Source organism: Candidatus Methanoperedens sp. BLZ2 (assembly GCF_002487355.1).
Lineage (GTDB): Archaea > Halobacteriota > Methanosarcinia > Methanosarcinales > Methanoperedenaceae > Methanoperedens.
Map to the genome: position 1 here is coordinate 1 of NZ_NTMG01000069.1, position 16588 is coordinate 16588.

Here is a 16588-nt window from a genome sequence, read left to right on the forward strand (position 1 = left end):
GCAAGTAGTATTGAACCTTCAGGTAGAAAAGGAATGATATCAACTATTTTATTTGAATGGTAGTTTACACATCTTATTGTATTTGTAAAAATTCTAATAGTAGCCTGATACTCAAAATAATCTCTCATAAGTCTTACTTTAGTTAACACTTCACGTTCCACCAAAATTTCTCCAGTTAATGCTGAACCATCTATTACAAAAATATCCAATGGTTCATTAAATTTGGAAAGTTCCTCGGTAGATAATTCATCAAGTCTCAACAATGCTGCATCTAACCATTCTTTGGGTATTTTCTGAAAGAAGGTATGTAGTTCCGACGAACATGGATATTCCTTGCTGCCACAGACTGTCATATCATATTGTATATTCTCTAAATCTGTGGGAAGATCGGCGAATGATCCCATTCCTTTAACCAGTAACGCCGCAGCCAGTTTCACCCTATCATATACTGGCGGTCTGCCTCTGTTTGATATCTCAATAGGTGAACCTAACTCACTGGCCACCTTTTCTGCCAACTCTATGCTTTTTCTGAAAGTTATCTGGACCTTGTCGATTTTACCCCTGACTGGCCTTCTCGTTTTTATTGACCATGGCCGCTTTTTCTCACTCCTTGGCGAGTATCTTTCTTCTCTGACTATTTCTTGTATCAAAGAATCTGTTACTTTTTCAACAATTAATTCGGCAGCATCTTTGATCGATAGATCTTCTTTTATAGCAGCTATTATATTTCCAGGTATGAGCGTAGCCGGAATTGTAATACCCATCAACGGGAGCCATTCCTTCACTGATAATGGCTTTTTTACTTGAAATAATGGGAATTTCTTCGGTTCAACAAAAGTTATGCTTTTATACTCTGCAAGATTATATATCTGTGGGGTTTTACCCCACCCCACCTCGGTTGTCATAAATAAGAGGATGGGGTTTATAATTATGATTTATTGGATGGGCTCGAATTATGATAGGTATGTATTTATGTGGAAATTCCTGTATGATGGATTGAAAAACGCATGAGCTCTTTGACTATTGGAAAATTGAAACTTGATGGAAATCTTGTTCTTGCGCCGATGTCTGGTGTTACAAACCTCCCATCCAGGCTCCTTTGCAGGAAGTATGGTGCATCTCTTGTGTATTCCGAGATGACCTCTTCTGAGGCAGTAGTGCGGCAAAGCCTGAAAAGCATAGAAAGGGGTTTTACCTGCAAAGACGAAAGACCGATGGGAATACAATTAATGGGTTCTGTCCCAGAAAACCTTGCTGAATCTGCAATATTTTTGCAGGAAAAATTCAGACCTGAACTCATTGATATAAATTTTGGCTGTCCTGCACAGGGTGTTATAAAAAATGGGTGCGGATCAGAACTATTAAAAAAACCCGGACTTATAGGGGAGATCATAAGAATGCTTTCGGATTCCCTGGATATACCGCTCACAGCTAAAATAAGAATATCAGATAACTTTGATGAAACATTAAAAATAGCGGAAATTATTGAAAAATCAGGCGCTGATGCGATCACAATCCACGGAAGAACGCAAAAACAGGGTTATTCAGGGAAATCTGATCTTGATTTCATAAAAGGCATTAAAAGTAAGCTTACTATCCCTGTTATAGCTAACGGTGATATCTTTGATGAAAAAACCTCACAGAACGTGCTTGAATATACCCGGTGCGATGGGCTTATGATAGGGCGTGCCGCGATTGGCAATCCGTTTATTTTTAAGAAGATCTCTTATTTTCTAAAAACCGGGGAAATATTGCCATCCCGGAATACGGAAGAAAGATTGGGTGATTTTTTCGATTACGTAAAACTATGCCGCAATTATGACATGCTTACGTTTAATGATCTGAAGCGCAATGCCCAGTGGTTTACAAAAGGCATGGAAAACGTGAAACAGGTTCGTATGAAAATAAACAAGACCCATGATATTGATTCAATTATGGCGATCATGAATGGGTTAGTCTAAATAATCATGTATTTTTTAATAAATCTAGGTTAGGTTTATTAACCCCTTATGAGCATTATAATCTACATCATACAAATGGTCATATTATTACTATAGAAGGAATCATCATGACAGCACACGTATATACGATAGCTTCAGGAAAAGGTGGTACAGGCAAAACCACTACCACACTCAATCTTGGAACGGCTCTGGCTCTTTTGGGCAAGAAGACAGTGGTTCTCGATGCAGATATCGGTATGGCAAACCTGGGTCTTTTGATCGGTCTTGAAAGAAGCAAAATAACGCTGCATGAAGTAATGAGCGGCAGCGCTAATATAAAAGAGGCCATTTACGATGGTCCTGGCGGCCTTAAAGTAGTACCCAGCGGCTTATCATTGAAAGGATTCCAGAAATCAAATCCTGATATATTGAAAGATGTTATGTCCACTCTTGTTGATGGAATGGATTTTCTATTAATAGACGCTCCTGCCGGCATTAGCAGGGACGGGGTTATTCCACTCGCTGTTGCCGACGAGGTTATTCTGGTTGTGAATCCCGAACTTGCATCAATGGCAGATGCATTGAAAACCAAAGCACTGACTGAAATGCTGGGGAGGACTGTGGAAGGTGCTATTTTGAATCGTGCAACTCTTGAGAAAACGGAAATAAACCGCAATAAAGTATCCGAACTTCTGGGTGTAAAGATACTTGAAATGATACCAGAGGATTCAAATGTGAGGCTCTCAGCAGCGTTCAAGACGCCAATAGTCGTGAAATACCCGAATTCTCATGCGTCCGTAGCCTACAAGAGGCTTGCTGCCCAGCTTGCAGGAGAGAAATACATAGAACCAAAAGTGGAAAAAGATAAAGAAGGTTTCGTTGATCGTCTTGTAAAATCTGTTTTTGGAGGAAAATAGAATGGAAATTCTAAACATAATTTTAATTGTTATACTTTTTTTTGCATTTGTTTTTATTTATTTGATGTCTGTCAGGATGAGACAATTGGAAAATGAACTTCGTGAAGTGAAGAGCAGGATTTCCATTACGGATGAAGAGCTTACGCGCTTATCAAAAGATATAGAGGACTTCAAGAAGATAAATATATAATAATACATAAATTATTAAATAAGCTCATAAAGTTGAAAAAAAAATCTGAAAAGGCAATGTAAAAATGGTTCAAATGGAAAATACATCGAAATCAGAAGAAAATGTGAAGTTAAGCGGAGAGCTATCAGGATCCAGAAAGAGAAGAAAGCGAAAGGGAATTAGAAAAGATAAGGTATTATCCGATAAAAACCAAACTTCAGGAATTGTTTTAAAACCTGATAAACCGATTGAAAGGCCGGAACATGATGAGAATAAAAATAAAATAAATGCTGCCGAAAAAGAATCTTCCAGGGAAAAACATCAGGATCTGAAATCGGATAAAGAACCCAAAGAAGAGCTTAAAGAAGAACCTAAAGAAGAGCTTAAAGAAGAACCTAAAGAAGAGCTTAAAGAAGAGTCTATAAAAAGATCGGATGAAACAACTATTGAAAAAGAAACAAAACCTCCCACAGGAAGTCCAGATATTGGGAATCCGAAAGAATTGCCGGGTGTGGATGAACCTGAGACCGAAATAAAAAATATATCTGAACCAGATAAAGTATCAGGACAAGATATAGAAAAAAAATCTTCATCAATTGACAGAAAGGTTATAGAAGAGAAAAAACCCGAAAAACCTTCCGAAAATAAAACCGGAAATAAAAAGCCTGAAAGAGGGAAAAAACAGGGTAAATCAGCACGTGAAGAAAAACGGCCTTCTGAAGAAGCGGACGCCATTATGCAGCGCCTTGGTGTTGATAAAACAAGAAATCTCATAGAAGAGAAGATGACCCCTGAGAAGCAGGCTGTTTATGAGATTCTGGAAGATAAATTAGTTTCAGATATCGAGACCCGGGTAAAGAAACTAACGGAAATGCAATCCCTGGATAATGTGGAAAAACCTAAAACCCTGGTGGGAAAAATTAAACTATTACTGGCAAAGGAAGAAAGTGATAAGGAATTATATGATCCTTCTGTCCATGGGCCGCTTGTAATGTATGAGGGTATTAGCGGGTACAATGAACTGGAACGTTACTGGGTTAATGAACCATATGCTTTAGTGGTAATTTTGTTTAATCCTGAAAAGAATTCAAACCTGTATTACGTAGTTGAACCAAAACTTTCTGATTTTGAGGAGCTATTCCTCAAGGAAATAAAAGACAGGTTAAAAGATGTCCTTCTTTTTGAAGATATTAAAAATGATGAAGATAAAAATAAAACCCTTACTGATAAAGTTAAAAAGCTAGTTAAAGAATATTCAATAGATGTAAGCCCTTTAACAACTGAAAAAATATTATATTATACGCGCAGGGATTTTATAAAATTTGGTAAAATCGATCCTCTCATGCATGATGACAGGATTGAAGATGTTTCAGCGAATGGTTTTGGTGTTCCTATTTATTTATATCATAAGAAATACACCAATCTGGCGACAAACGTAGTTTACAGGGAAGACGAATTGGATTCTTATGTTATACGGCTTGCCCAGCGATGCGGAAAGCATATTTCAGTCGCAGAACCGATGATCGACGCAACTATGCCTGACGGCTCACGCATCCAGATGACACTCGGAAAAAATATAACAACTCATGGAGCTACTTTTACTATCCGAAAGTTCAGTGAAGTCCCGATAACACCAGTCGACCTGATAAACTGGAATACATTCTCAGCCGAGGAAATGGCCTATCTGTGGCTTTGCATCGAAAACAATAAGAGTCTTATTTATGCTGGCGGTACAGCTTCAGGAAAGACTTCTTCTCTGAATGCGGTTTCATTATTCATCCCATGGCAGGCCAAGATCATCACGCTTGAGGATACACGGGAATTAAAGCTGCCCCATCCTAACTGGATACCCGGAGTAACAAGAGATTCCTTTACTGCTGATGGAAAAGGAACTATCGATATGTACGACCTGCTAAAAGCTGCACTCAGGCAGAGGCCGGAATTCCTTCTGGTGGGTGAAGTCAGGGGTAAGGAAGCACTGACACTTTTCCAGGCAATGAGTACAGGTCATACAACATTTTCAACTATGCACGCAGATTCGGTTTCAAGCGCCATTCACAGGCTTGAGAATCCGCCTATCAGTGTTCCCAGGACAATGATACAGGCACTCAATATCATTAGCATTCAGTCGCAGACATTCGTAAAAGGAAAAAGGGCGCGGCGAAATATGAAACTTGTTGAGATCACTGATATTGACCCGACAACCAGAAACATCAGGACAAATGATATCTTTGCATGGGATGCGCTGACTGATAAATTCAACCGGGTTGGGGAATCAAAAGCACTCAACGAGATAATGATCAGAAGAGGCTGGAATATTGCAGATTTGAAAAAAGAATTAATGAACAGACAAAAAATTCTCGAGTTCATGGTAAATAATAAAATATCTGATTTTAATGCGATAGCCACTATTATTCATGATTACCAGGTCACTCCAGACAAGGTGCTTAAGAAATTATTGATATCCGGATGAAGACAATGGAAAATATTAATAGATCTGCTGAATTGATTTTCTCAAAAATAAAGAAACTGCCATTTGTCTTGCTTGGCGACAAGATAAAAGCGAAAAAAGAGCAGTTCCGGGATATGCGAATGTCATTAAGGCAGGCGCGCATCCCTATTTCGTATGAAATGTATTTATCAAACGCAGTATTTTATTCGGTAGTGACGGGTATTTTCGGAGCTATCCTGGGTTTGATAATCGCATATGTTATTGTAGCCATTGTGGGTCTCCCCGACAGGATCACGCATCTGACATTCTCTCAGGAAACAGCATGGATGTTGAAATATAAAACAATATCGATATCAATTTTTATCGTTCTATTCATGGGCGGGTTGTTTGGGATGATCACATATTTGCTCTTTCTTGTGTATCCGGGTTTCAGGGCCGGAGAACGAAAGGGAGATATTGACAAAAACCTGCCTTATGCTGTTACTTATTTGTATGCATTAAGCAGGGGAGGGATGAATTTAATAGAAATATTTCGTTCCCTGAGCAGGTGCGCAAGCACATATGGTGAGGTATCAAAGGAAATGGATGTCATTATCCGGGATATGGATTATTTTGGAAATGACCTGCGAACCGCTCTCCAGAACATTTGTGACGCCACGCCATCGTCAAATTTCAGGGATCTTATGCATAATCTTCTGACAGTTATTGACAGTGGCGGAGATATTCCTACTTATTTCAGGGATAAATCGGAACAGTACCTGGTTAAGGCAAAGGTTGATCAGAAGGGATTCCTTGAAACCCTGGGATTGGTAGCTGAATCCTATGTAACAGCTTTTGTTGCAGGACCTTTATTTATGATCATTCTTGGCGTCATGATGTCGGTCATGGGTTCTGGCAGCGATATGATGATCTATGCGATAATATACGCAGTAATACCCGTAGGTTCGATGATATTTGTGGTAATGGTCAATATTATTACTCCAGGCTCTACAGGTGAGGCGCCCCTTCTTCCTACCCAGAGTAATGTTGGTGAAATAATCGTTCCTGATACTGAAGAAAAGCCGACATATCTTGGATTTATCAAGTCAAGAAATTCCCTGAAATTTAATGAAATGATCCGCGATCCGCTGAAACCACTGAGGGAAAAACCGATATATGCTTTGGTCGTGAGTTTTCCAATTACATTTATATATTTAATTATTAACATATATTATGGGATGAGATCACCCAACTTTATGGATTATATTGATGATAAAATCGTTTTCTCAATTTATATTCTTATTATCCCGTTGATGTTATTCCATGAATATAAGAAAAGAAAGGAAGATAAGATACAGGAACAAATTCCTGATTTCTTAAAAAAACTGGCAAGTACGAATGAGACGGGTATGACCCTTCGTGATTCAATAAAATTAATGACGCGTTCTGACATTGGATTAAGTAAAGAGATAAAGAAGATCAATAATGATGTCGAATGGGGACTTTCTGTTAATGAATCGCTCATCCGGTTCGCCAACCGTTTCAGGACTCATTTCATATCCCGGTCTGTCAATTTATTGACAAAAGCAAATGAGTCAAGCGGAGATATCGGGGAAGTATTGAATGTGGCTGCAAGAGACGTTGCAGCAGAACAGGATTTGAAGACTGAACGTAAAACCAATATGTTCATTTATGTTGTAATTATTTATATATCGTTCATGGTTTTCGTAGGTATCATTTATATTATTTCTACAACTTTCCTTACCGAGATGGTAAAAGCAGGAGAAAAGATGGCAACCGGAGGCAGCGGGGCTGTCCCTCTTAGCCTTAACCGTGAGAAGCTGAATATGTACAACCGTATTTTCTTCCATGGCGCTCTTATCCAGGGTCTTTCATCAGGTTTGATTGCAGGTGTCATGGGCGAAGGAAATGCCCTTTCAGGCTTGAAGCATTCGGTCATTATGATGACTATTGGTTATCTGCTGTTCACATTATTCGTGATGTAGCTGACCCAATATTTCCACTACACGCTTCTTCTTCGCAATGGCCTGCGCCGCGGCCCTGTCGACTGCTGTTTTCATCACATCAAAATTCTTCGGGGTCTTCTCACCCACAAGCTTCTTTATTGGCGTATATGCAGATTCCCGGAAGCGCGGTGTAAAATCCCGGATTTTACCATTTACTATCAATTCTGCGCCTTTGCCATCAACCACTTTTCCGACAATATCAACAGCAACACCTTTTCTTCGCACACATTCCAGGATATCATCAGCATACTCAGGCGGCGCTATTATTAAAAGCGCATCAAGCGAAACCCCGAGATAATCTATCTCAAGCTTATCAAGCATCGTAAGGACTTTTTTATTCACAAGTGCACGCAATTTCTCTTCTTCAAAAACAAGTTTAACCTGTGCTGTTCTTGCTATTTCCTTTGCATCCCCGCGCACTCCGCCGTTTGTCACATCAGTCATTGCATGTATTTTTTCAACCAATCCTGCATCAAAAAGCGCCTCGCAGGCATCTATGAACTTCAGGTTTATGGTCTCGTCCACAAGCTCATGCATCCCGTAATAAAGCGCAGTCGTAGAAACTGTGCCCCCTCCCGCTCCTTCGGTCATGATTATGACATCTGTGGGCTTTGCCTGAATGCGTGCGGTGAGGTTCTCTGCTGTACCAACCGCGCCAACGCCCCCGGTCATCCGTTCACCGATCACCATGTCCCCTCCTATCCGCAGAGTGCTGCCTGTAATAAGTGGAATGCCTGTCAGGTCTGAAACAGTAGTAATTCCGGCGATATGGTCGAAGATCTTTGCCACGTCCCCGTCATCTGCCACATGTATGTCTGAAAGCATCGCCACAGGCCGCGCGCCCATAACATATACATCACGAAGCGCCGCACGGGCGACATGGAATCCTGCGAGGAAAGGAAAATCCGAAAGGCGCGAATGCATCCCGTCGATCGTAACCACAAGATACTGCCCCCCGGCCCTCACAACCCCGGAATCATCAAGATGCGATGAATCCACAACAGCCGAGGTCTTTCCTATCACTTCGGCTATCTTCTCATGGGTATAGAAATCCCCCATGCCGCGTGAGCCCACGCCAAAATCTCCCATTGTTACACCGGAGCATATGGGTTTCAGGATTTCAGATTTGGGGTCAAGTGTAGCTCTGGCCTCGACGATAACTGCACTTGCAATTTTCTCGGCATGCTTTTGTGAGATATTTTTTATTTCAAGGATCCTTTGTGCAAGCTTCTCTTTTAACGACTTATCTCCACGTACAAGACCGCGTTTTGCATATCCTTCAATGTCCATAATTCTCCACAAAATTACGAAGCATCCGAAGTCCTGTTAAACCGCTTTTTTCCGGGTGGAACTGGGTTCCGATCACATTTCCTGCTTCATTGGCAATAATTGCCGGAAATTGAAGCCCATAGTCACACATGGCAACTTCATACTTTGTATCAGTACTCACATGGAAGGAATGCACAAAATAAACAAATGAACCATTTTCTATTCCTTTTAACAGGGGGATGTCCTTCTTTTTAATAAGAGAATTCCACCCCATGTGCGGGACCTTTAATTCAGAAGCGGGAAAGCGAGTTACGCGCCCGGGGATTATATCAATGCCCTTATGCAAGCCACCCTCCTCACTTTCCGATGCCAGCATCTGCATTCCCAGGCAAATCCCAAGAAGCGGTTTTCCCTCATCAACTGCATCTTTTACCACGCGTTCAAGCGTTGAAAAATGCATCATAGCATCACGAAATGCCCCCACACCGGGGAGTATAAGCGCATCGGCTGTATCTATTACGTGTGCTTCTTTTGATATTTCAACCTCTGCGCCAACGTATTGAAGGGCTTTCTCGATGCTTCGAAGGTTACCAAGTCCGTAATCGATGATAATGGTTTTCATTGTATTAAATAGATAAGTTGAGTAATTTTTATATCCTTAAATGGATAAACGCACGGGGATATCTACATGATTTATCATGCAGACACGATTTATTCTAATATACCCCTCTGTTTAAAAGTATTGCGTTTAGTTCGGTTCAACCTTCAGTAAGTTCCTTGAGTTGTTCTTTGTTCAGACCAATTCCTGGCTGCGCATCAAGCCGTTTATGCACTTTCCCTTTCCTGAACAAAATCATTGAGGTTTTTTTTAGCATTTCTCATTTTAATGATTCATCGCCGTCATCAAAGCCTGCCTCTATGTGGGAACCGTCGCAAAAGGGCTTGTTTTCGGATTTGCCGCATCGGCACAATGTGACGCGATTGCGAACTTCATAAGTCTTGCCATCAGACGATTCGATAGGTATCTCGCCCTTTAGCCATATCGGACCGCTCACCCTGTTCTGGGGGTCCTCGATAAGGCTTATTGACTTTTCAAACTCTTTTTCTATCACCTTTCCGGTCTTCTTGTCATACTCAACTAATCTTCCTGAAGGGCAGTTGCAGGCTTCTTCAATGGCTAATTCTCTGGCCTCCTGGTTATCAGAATGATGGGTAAGTTCCCATGTTCCCCCACCTCTGTGGCAAAATCTTGCAGCAGCACACAACGGAGTTACGTCTTTTAGCTTCAATGTCGGCCCATCCATAACCTGTGCCTGTTTATCAAATGACTCTCTGCTTGCGGTTTCCATACCATCGAAGCCGATTTTTGCATGCGTGCCATCGCAAAAAGGTTTGTTCTTAGATTCACCGCAACGACACAGTGAGCATTGACCATCAGATATTTTTTCACCTTTAATCCACTTTTCAGGTTCATCATCCTTTCCTATTCCAATTATCTGCTTGTCGATAGGCAAGCCTCCCAGAACCAGAATAGGTCCGTCTTTAGTGATCATTATCTTGGTTTCTTTCTTCATATTAAATTCTCAACTTCTCAAGCCTCTCTGCCGCTTCCATGAGCGTCTCATCCTTTTTGGAAAAAGTAAAGCGCAGTTTATGTTTTCCTGCTTCGCTCTTGTAGAAACTGCTTCCGGGAACTGCAGCTACACCAATTTCACTTACCATATGTTTTGCAAATTCCATGTCATCCATATTTACGCCTTCGGGGATGTCAGCTAATATGTAATATGCACCTTCGGGCATATTGCACTTGAATCCTGCTTTTATTAAAGCGCTATGGAGGAACTTTCGTTTTTCGTCATACATACTTGCAAGCTCCTTATAATAAGAACCGGGATATCTCAATGCTGTTACGCATGCATGCTGGAGCGGTGCAGGCGCGCCGACTGTGAGGAAATCATGCACCTTTCTTATTGCAGATGTCAGGTTCTTTTCCGCAAGGGCATAGCCGATACGCCATCCTGTGACGCTGTAGGTTTTTGAGAATCCGCTTATTGTTATTGTCCTGTCTTTCATATCATCAAGGGAAGCGATACTGATATGCTTTCTATTGTCGTACAGGATGTATTCATATATTTCATCAGTAACCGCAATGACATCATTGTCAACACAAAGGTCAGCGATCATTTTCAGTTCGCCTTTTGTGAAAACCTTTCCGCATGGATTGTTGGGCGTATTGAGGATTATAACACGTGTTTTTCTATTGAATGCAGATTCAAGGGCATCTTCATCTATGCTGTTATCGTCATTAAGGGGGACAAATCTTGGAACAGCCCCCGAAACAGCGGCATCCGGCCCATAGTTCTCGTAGAATGGCTCAAATATTATAGCTTCGTCACCTTCATTTATCAGGGCAAGCATGGATGCCATCATCGCTTCGGTCGAGCCGCAAGTCATGGTGATCTCACTTTCAGGATCCGCTTCGATATGATTATATTCCCGTGCTTTTTGTGATATCTCATCCCTCAGGTCTTTTGCACCCCAGGTGATAGAATACTGGTTGTAATCTCCCATGATTGCAGCGGCTGCTGCTTGCTTTAGCGTAAGCGGTGCAGGAAAGTCAGGAAACCCCTGCGCAAGATTAATTGCATTATGTTTTAATGAAAGGCGTGTCATATCTCGAATGACAGACTCTACAAAATAACCTGTTCTACGGGCTAACATAAATCTCTTAAAAAGACTTTGGTGTATATTTAACTTTCATTTTGGTCAAATATCTGAAAACTGTTATAAAAGTAAACCCTATCAAATTTGAGTCAAACCGTTATGTTTATATTTCACGTATTCAATGGTAGGCAAAAGGTGATATAAATGGCAGCAAAAGTAAACAATGAAGAATGTACCGGTTGTGGAATATGCGTTGATGAATGCCCTGCAACTGCGATAGAATTGAAAAATGATAAGGCAAAAGTAGATCCGGAAGAGTGCACTGAATGCGGCACCTGTGTTGATGCCTGCCCGAATAGCGCTATTTCAATGGAATGATATGCAAAAAATAAAAGCAGGGGTTTTAGGAGCTACAGGCAATGTAGGCCAGCGATTTATAGAACTGTTGAGCAAACATCCATGGTTTGAGTTAACATCTCTGGCAGCCTCCGACAAAAGCGCTGGAAAAAAATATGGTGACGCCGCCAGCTGGAGGCTTGAAAGTAAAATCCCCGAAAATGTCGGCGATATGACGGTTGTGCCTGTTGATCCGAAGAAGGTTGATGCAGATATTGTTTTTTCTGCTCTTCCCACTGACCTTGCCAAAACTGTTGAACCTGAATTTGCAAAAGCGGGTTTTGTTGTTGCAAGTAATGCAAGCGCTTTACGTATGGTGAAAGATATTCCTCTTGTCATTCCGGAAGTTAATCCGGAACATCTTGGCCTGATAGATATTCAGCAGGATAAGCGCAAATGGGACGGATATGTTGTCACAAATCCCAATTGTACGACTATAATGATGGCCGTTACGCTGAAGCCGCTTGCGAAATTCAATATTGAAAAAATATATCTTGCATCCATGCAGGCGATCTCGGGCGCAGGTTATGATGGAGTTCCATCAATGGCAATCCTTGATAATGTTATTCCTTATATCGGCCAGGAAGAAGAAAAGGTCGAAACTGAAACAAAGAAACTACTGGGGGAATTTAACGGCAGCGAAATAATTGATGCACCTTTCAAGGTAAGCGCAAGTTGCAATCGTGTTATGGTTATAGATGGCCATACTGAGGCTGTATGGGTGGAAATGGCAGATGACCCTTCAATTGATGAAGTTAAACAGGCTTTCCTTGATTTTGATCCCGGCTTATCAGAATTGCCAACAGAACCCACACCAGTGATCGAAGTGAAGGAAGAAAAAGACAGGCCACAGCCGCGCATGGACAGGAATATCGGAGGGGGCATGACAGTTTCTGTTGGACGCATACGGCCAGGTATACGATATATCTGTATGGGCCATAATACCATAAGAGGTGCAGCGGGTGCCAGTGTCTTGAATGCTGAGCTTCTCAGGAAGAAAGGAAAACTTTAAAAATTTATCGGATTTGGCAGAAAGTTAAAATCAAAAGATATAAATATCGAAATAACTGGTTAGTTGAAATTAGAAAAACGATAGATAGATTTAAAAAGATCTAAACGTATAAATTAAAAACAACTTGAAAACGGAAGGTACGAAAAAAATGCGAATGGTATTATTTAATAAAATCTTAATTGTATTACTAATTTTAGCAGGAACTTCGGTATTTCTCTCTGGAGCAAATGCATCTGAAAATTCATGTATCGATTGTCATAAAACCTTAACTCCTTTTATCGAAGAGCAAAAGCGCTTCAACCAGATAAGGATCCAGCATCTTGAACGGGATGCCTCATGTTCCCTTGAGTGCCATGAAGACAGGATCAGGCAGCTTGCGACCGCTAATTACCAGCAATGGCAGGAATCGCTTCATGCTGTAAAAGGAGTTACATGTGAAGCATGTCACGGAGGAGATCCAAAACAGGCTACCAAAGAAAAAGCACACGTTAATTTCAAGAACAATACAGATCCGCAAAGCCCTGTTTATTATACCAATGTTCCGAAGACCTGTGGTAAATGCCATCCAAAAGAACTGGATAATTTTGAAAATAGTACACATTTCAAGAAGCTTGAATCATTGGAGCTTGCCCCGACATGCACAACATGCCATCATCCACATACTTTCACGGTACTTAACCCTGAAGATTTCAGGAACTCCTGTGGTAACTGTCATTCCGTTTATAAGAAAGTAGCACCTTACGACATACCGCTCAAGGCAGAAGATATGCTAAGAAAAGTAAACAAGTTAAAATTCAATATAGAAAATGCGAGGGAGGATATTTTCTGGGCAAAGAAGAACGGAACAGATGTAGGACAGGCAGAAAAATATACTGATAATGCCCTGAAAACATACCAGGATCTTGCTCCAATGTGGCATGAATTCAATCTCACGCATTTCGAGGATGTAATAGATTCAGCCAATGCGGAAATAAAAAAGGCTGAAGATATAGTGAAACCCAAACCTTTGCCAACCAGAACTGAATCAGCCCAGGTGCCTGGATTCATAGGTTTGACTGGATTAATTTCGTTGATAGCTGTATTCTATATTCTGAGAAAAAAATAAAGGCCAAAAAACGATGAAACAATATAATATTCAGTTATAGAAAGGTGATAAGTAATGCAGCCACATTTAAAAAGAGCTTTCACATTATTAGCTCTTGTAATAATTGCTTTTATTCTTGTAAGGTCTGTGCTTGTCCCTGAATCATTTGGACAATACGGATGGTACAGGGGAGATTCTGTAGATGAAATCAGGAACCTTAATGTAAATTATGCAGGTTCGACAAGTTGCGGTGAAGAGGATTGTCATAAAATAATATATTCGGTCTGGGTAAAGGACAGGCATAAAACCGTAAATTGTGAAACATGTCATGGGCCAGCGGAAAAGCATGTTCTTAATGCCAGGGAACCATTGGAAAAAGCGGATGAGTCAAGAGAATATTGCGGTAAATGCCACTTTAAGGGAATAGCAAGACCAGAAGAGTTCCCGCAGGTCGATCCGGAGACACACGGCGAGGATCTAAGATGCGTATATTGTCATAATCCGCATAAGCCGTGGTTTGTATAAAAGGAGGCATAATATGGATATATCAAGGCGGGAATTTACTAAGATCGGATGCAAGATTATTATAGGCGCAACTGCCGGGACTACGATTGTAGAGTCCCTTATTACAAATAGCATTGCAGCTGAAAACTCACCTGTAAAAGGTGGGTATAATTGGGAGGAGCACTTCTGGGGCTATGTCGTGGACACACGCAAATGTATCGGCTGTGGAAGGTGCGCCAACGCATGTAAATTGGAAAATCATGTACCATTTGATGAAGAAGTGTACAGGACATGGATTGAAAGATACAGGGTGAAAAAAACATCATTGGAAACAAGAGAAGAAGAAGTTGTAATCGATTCGCCAGACGGGGGAATAGAAGGATTCGTAGACGACATACCAGCGGAAGAAATCAAAAAAGCTTTTTTTGTACCAAAGATATGCAATCACTGCGACAACCCACCATGCGTCCAGGTTTGTCCTGTGGGTGCAACATATACAACAAAAGATGGTGTTGTTCTTGTGGATTACGAGTATTGTATCGGGTGCAGATATTGTATACAGGGATGTCCTTATGGCGCAAGGTACTTTAATACCGAGAAGGGGACTGCTGACAAATGCACATGGTGTTATCACAGGATAACCAAAGGTTTATTACCGGCATGTGTCCAGGCCTGTCCTACAGGGGCACGAAAATTCGGAGATATGTTGGATAAAGATAGTGAAGTGAATAAAATAATCGACGAAGAAAGGATCAATCTTCTTAAACCCGATCTTGGTACAAAACCCAAGGTGTTCTATATCGGTTTAGACCGGGAAGTGAAATAATGTTAGATAATCTGATATGGGGTTATGTTTATCCCAATGAATCTGAAATACAATGGAGTATATTGATCGTCTTGTATCCTTATATTACAGGTCTTGTAGCCGGTGCTTTCATTGCTTCATCATTATACCATGTTTTTGGAAAGAACGAGATCAAGCCTGTTGCAAGATTCGCCCTTCTTACGGCATTGTCATTCCTGCTTGTCGCAATGTTGCCTTTACTTGTTCATCTTGGACGTCCTGAGCGTGGTATTGAGATCATGTTCACTCCACATCTTACATCTGCGATGTCGGGCTTTGGTTACATATTTTCATTCTATCTGATCATAGTAGTCCTTGAGATATGGCTTTCTTTCAGGGAAGATATCGTTAAAAAGGCTCTAAGTTCACATGGATGGAAAGAATTGTTATATTCAAGTCTTGCACTGTTTTCATTTGATATTTCTGAAAAAGCATTGCATGATGATGAGAAATTTGCGAGGAAACTTGCAATAATCGGTATTCCGTCAGCAGCGTTCCTGCACGGGTATGTTGGCTTTATATTTGGTGGTATCAAGGCAAACCCATGGTGGTCAACTCCACTTATGCCAATCATATTTCTTATGTCAGCTATAGTATCAGGGATAGCCCTGTTGATCTTACTCTATATTGCCGCAATGAAAATAAGGAAACATGCTATTGACCATAAATGTCTCCAATCACTTGCACATTACCTGTGGATTTTCCTGATCCTTGATGTAACACTGGAATTGCTTGAGATAATAAGCATGAAATACGCATCGCGTGAAGATATCGATATTATTAACAGGCTCCTTTCGGATAAAATTGGCTTTACTTTCTGGGGTGTGCAGCTGACACTTGGCATATTAATACCATTTATTCTATTGCTCATGGTCAACTTCATCAAGAAACGAGATACGCTGAAAATGATAATGATTTCTATTTCATGCATTTTTGTCGTAATAGGCGTATTTGCCATGAGATGGAATGTAGTGATCGGAGGGCAGGAAATATCAAAGAGCCTTGTAGGAACGCTTACTTATGTTCCTGTATTCTTTAGCCAGGAAGGAGTTTTACCTGCAATAATAATATTTATGCTTCCATTCATTATACTGCGGGTTGTAACGGCTATCCTGCCGCCATGGAAAGATATGGAAGAAGAAACACAAAAGCTTAAATAATATATCAAAGCCCTGGAACATTAACATTGACACAGAGATTCGAAAAAGGACTCTGTGCCCTTTTTTCATAAAATATTGTTAAAAAATCTATTTCTTATACAGTTGCATTAGTGAATAATTAGTGAATATTATCGCAAACTTTTTATTGTAGGGAATCATCACATCATTAAC

At 40.7% G+C, this 16588-nt stretch carries 16 protein-coding genes; 11 read left to right on the forward strand and 5 right to left on the reverse strand.

The window, feature by feature from the left end; translation table 11 throughout:
* On the reverse strand, positions 1 to 905 hold a 905-nt coding region (locus CL181_RS14375), incomplete at its 3' end, for a hypothetical protein (RefSeq protein ID WP_141398926.1).
* Positions 906 to 1007: 102 nt separating this feature from the next.
* Between CL181_RS14375 and CL181_RS14380 the strand changes: the two genes are divergently transcribed.
* The 5 genes from CL181_RS14380 to CL181_RS14400 all read left to right on the forward strand — a co-directional run bounded on the left by CL181_RS14380 (position 1008) and on the right by CL181_RS14400 (position 7463).
* The gene (locus CL181_RS14380; protein WP_097300013.1) at positions 1008 to 1961 is read left to right on the forward strand and encodes a tRNA-dihydrouridine synthase; all 954 of its coding nucleotides are present in this window, start codon (positions 1008 to 1010) and stop codon (positions 1959 to 1961) included.
* A 107-nt stretch (positions 1962 to 2068) separates the two neighbouring features.
* A complete protein-coding gene (gene minD, locus CL181_RS14385; RefSeq protein WP_097300014.1) occupies positions 2069 to 2857 on the forward strand; it encodes a cell division ATPase MinD in 789 nt (262 codons plus the stop codon).
* Position 2858: 1 nt separating this feature from the next.
* Complete coding sequence (locus CL181_RS14390) at positions 2859 to 3047, forward strand: hypothetical protein (protein WP_217993181.1); 189 nt, start codon at positions 2859 to 2861, stop codon at positions 3045 to 3047.
* 64 nt (positions 3048 to 3111) lie between these two features.
* The gene (locus CL181_RS14395; protein WP_255251589.1) at positions 3112 to 5499 is read left to right on the forward strand and encodes an ATPase, T2SS/T4P/T4SS family; all 2388 of its coding nucleotides are present in this window, start codon (positions 3112 to 3114) and stop codon (positions 5497 to 5499) included.
* 5 nt (positions 5500 to 5504) lie between these two features.
* Positions 5505 to 7463 carry a type II secretion system F family protein gene (locus CL181_RS14400; RefSeq protein WP_176505240.1) on the forward strand — a complete coding sequence of 653 codons (1959 nt, stop codon included), beginning with the start codon at positions 5505 to 5507 and terminating at the stop codon, positions 7461 to 7463.
* Here CL181_RS14400 and CL181_RS14405 read toward each other — a convergent pair.
* The 4 genes from CL181_RS14405 to CL181_RS14420 all read right to left on the reverse strand — a co-directional run bounded on the left by CL181_RS14405 (position 7449) and on the right by CL181_RS14420 (position 11474).
* Positions 7449 to 8774: an AIR synthase-related protein gene (locus CL181_RS14405; RefSeq protein ID WP_097300017.1), complete on the reverse strand. Its 1326-nt coding sequence runs from the start codon at positions 8772 to 8774 to the stop codon at positions 7449 to 7451. The two genes, CL181_RS14400 and CL181_RS14405, sit on opposite strands and share 15 nt — an antisense overlap.
* A complete protein-coding gene (hisH, locus tag CL181_RS14410; protein ID WP_097300018.1) occupies positions 8764 to 9375 on the reverse strand; it encodes an imidazole glycerol phosphate synthase subunit HisH in 612 nt (203 codons plus the stop codon). Before hisH ends, CL181_RS14405 begins: the two co-directional genes overlap by 11 nt.
* A gap of 256 nt (positions 9376 to 9631) precedes the next feature.
* Positions 9632 to 10327: a CDGSH iron-sulfur domain-containing protein gene (locus tag CL181_RS14415; RefSeq protein WP_097300019.1), complete on the reverse strand. Its 696-nt coding sequence runs from the start codon at positions 10325 to 10327 to the stop codon at positions 9632 to 9634.
* Between the two features lies 1 nt (position 10328).
* The gene (locus tag CL181_RS14420) at positions 10329 to 11474 is read right to left on the reverse strand and encodes a pyridoxal phosphate-dependent aminotransferase (RefSeq protein WP_097300020.1); all 1146 of its coding nucleotides are present in this window, start codon (positions 11472 to 11474) and stop codon (positions 10329 to 10331) included.
* A 147-nt stretch (positions 11475 to 11621) separates the two neighbouring features.
* Between CL181_RS14420 and CL181_RS14425 the strand changes: the two genes are divergently transcribed.
* The 6 genes from CL181_RS14425 to nrfD all read left to right on the forward strand — a co-directional run bounded on the left by CL181_RS14425 (position 11622) and on the right by nrfD (position 16417).
* On the forward strand, positions 11622 to 11795 hold the full coding sequence (locus CL181_RS14425; protein WP_097300021.1) for a 4Fe-4S binding protein: 174 nt from the start codon (positions 11622 to 11624) through the stop codon (positions 11793 to 11795).
* Between the two features lies 1 nt (position 11796).
* Positions 11797 to 12825, forward strand: a complete 1029-nt coding sequence (asd, locus tag CL181_RS14430; protein ID WP_097300022.1) for an aspartate-semialdehyde dehydrogenase — start codon at positions 11797 to 11799, stop codon at positions 12823 to 12825.
* Positions 12826 to 12949: 124 nt separating this feature from the next.
* On the forward strand, positions 12950 to 13930 hold the full coding sequence (locus tag CL181_RS14435; RefSeq protein WP_141398927.1) for a cytochrome c3 family protein: 981 nt from the start codon (positions 12950 to 12952) through the stop codon (positions 13928 to 13930).
* A 54-nt stretch (positions 13931 to 13984) separates the two neighbouring features.
* Entirely contained in the window at positions 13985 to 14434 is a 450-nt protein-coding gene (locus tag CL181_RS14440; protein ID WP_097300024.1) for a cytochrome c3 family protein, read from the forward strand.
* A 13-nt stretch (positions 14435 to 14447) separates the two neighbouring features.
* Positions 14448 to 15239 (forward strand): 4Fe-4S dicluster domain-containing protein, encoded by a 792-nt coding sequence (locus CL181_RS14445; protein ID WP_097300025.1) that lies wholly within the window; start codon positions 14448 to 14450, stop codon positions 15237 to 15239.
* A complete protein-coding gene (nrfD, locus tag CL181_RS14450) occupies positions 15239 to 16417 on the forward strand; it encodes an NrfD/PsrC family molybdoenzyme membrane anchor subunit (RefSeq protein ID WP_097300026.1) in 1179 nt (392 codons plus the stop codon). The genes CL181_RS14445 and nrfD overlap by 1 nt, the downstream gene beginning before the upstream one ends.
* Positions 16418 to 16588 lie beyond the last annotated feature (171 nt).

Excerpts from the sequence above, each read along its gene's own strand:
- CL181_RS14380 (WP_097300013.1), top strand. The coding sequence starts at position 1,008 with ATGAGCTCTTTGACTATTGGAAAATTGAAACTTGATGGAAATCTTGTT.
- minD (WP_097300014.1), top strand. The coding sequence starts at position 2,069 with ATGACAGCACACGTATATACGATAGCTTCAGGAAAAGGTGGTACAGGC.
- CL181_RS14390 (WP_217993181.1), top strand. The coding sequence starts at position 2,859 with ATGGAAATTCTAAACATAATTTTAATTGTTATACTTTTTTTTGCATTT.
- CL181_RS14395 (WP_255251589.1), top strand. The coding sequence starts at position 3,112 with ATGGTTCAAATGGAAAATACATCGAAATCAGAAGAAAATGTGAAGTTA.
- CL181_RS14400 (WP_176505240.1), top strand. The coding sequence starts at position 5,505 with ATGGAAAATATTAATAGATCTGCTGAATTGATTTTCTCAAAAATAAAG.
- CL181_RS14405 (WP_097300017.1), bottom strand. The coding sequence starts at position 8,774 with ATGGACATTGAAGGATATGCAAAACGCGGTCTTGTACGTGGAGATAAG.
- hisH (WP_097300018.1), bottom strand. The coding sequence starts at position 9,375 with ATGAAAACCATTATCATCGATTACGGACTTGGTAACCTTCGAAGCATC.
- CL181_RS14415 (WP_097300019.1), bottom strand. The coding sequence starts at position 10,327 with ATGAAGAAAGAAACCAAGATAATGATCACTAAAGACGGACCTATTCTG.
- CL181_RS14420 (WP_097300020.1), bottom strand. The coding sequence starts at position 11,474 with ATGTTAGCCCGTAGAACAGGTTATTTTGTAGAGTCTGTCATTCGAGAT.
- CL181_RS14425 (WP_097300021.1), top strand. The coding sequence starts at position 11,622 with ATGGCAGCAAAAGTAAACAATGAAGAATGTACCGGTTGTGGAATATGC.
- asd (WP_097300022.1), top strand. The coding sequence starts at position 11,797 with ATGCAAAAAATAAAAGCAGGGGTTTTAGGAGCTACAGGCAATGTAGGC.
- CL181_RS14440 (WP_097300024.1), top strand. The coding sequence starts at position 13,985 with ATGCAGCCACATTTAAAAAGAGCTTTCACATTATTAGCTCTTGTAATA.
- CL181_RS14445 (WP_097300025.1), top strand. The coding sequence starts at position 14,448 with ATGGATATATCAAGGCGGGAATTTACTAAGATCGGATGCAAGATTATT.
- nrfD (WP_097300026.1), top strand. The coding sequence starts at position 15,239 with ATGTTAGATAATCTGATATGGGGTTATGTTTATCCCAATGAATCTGAA.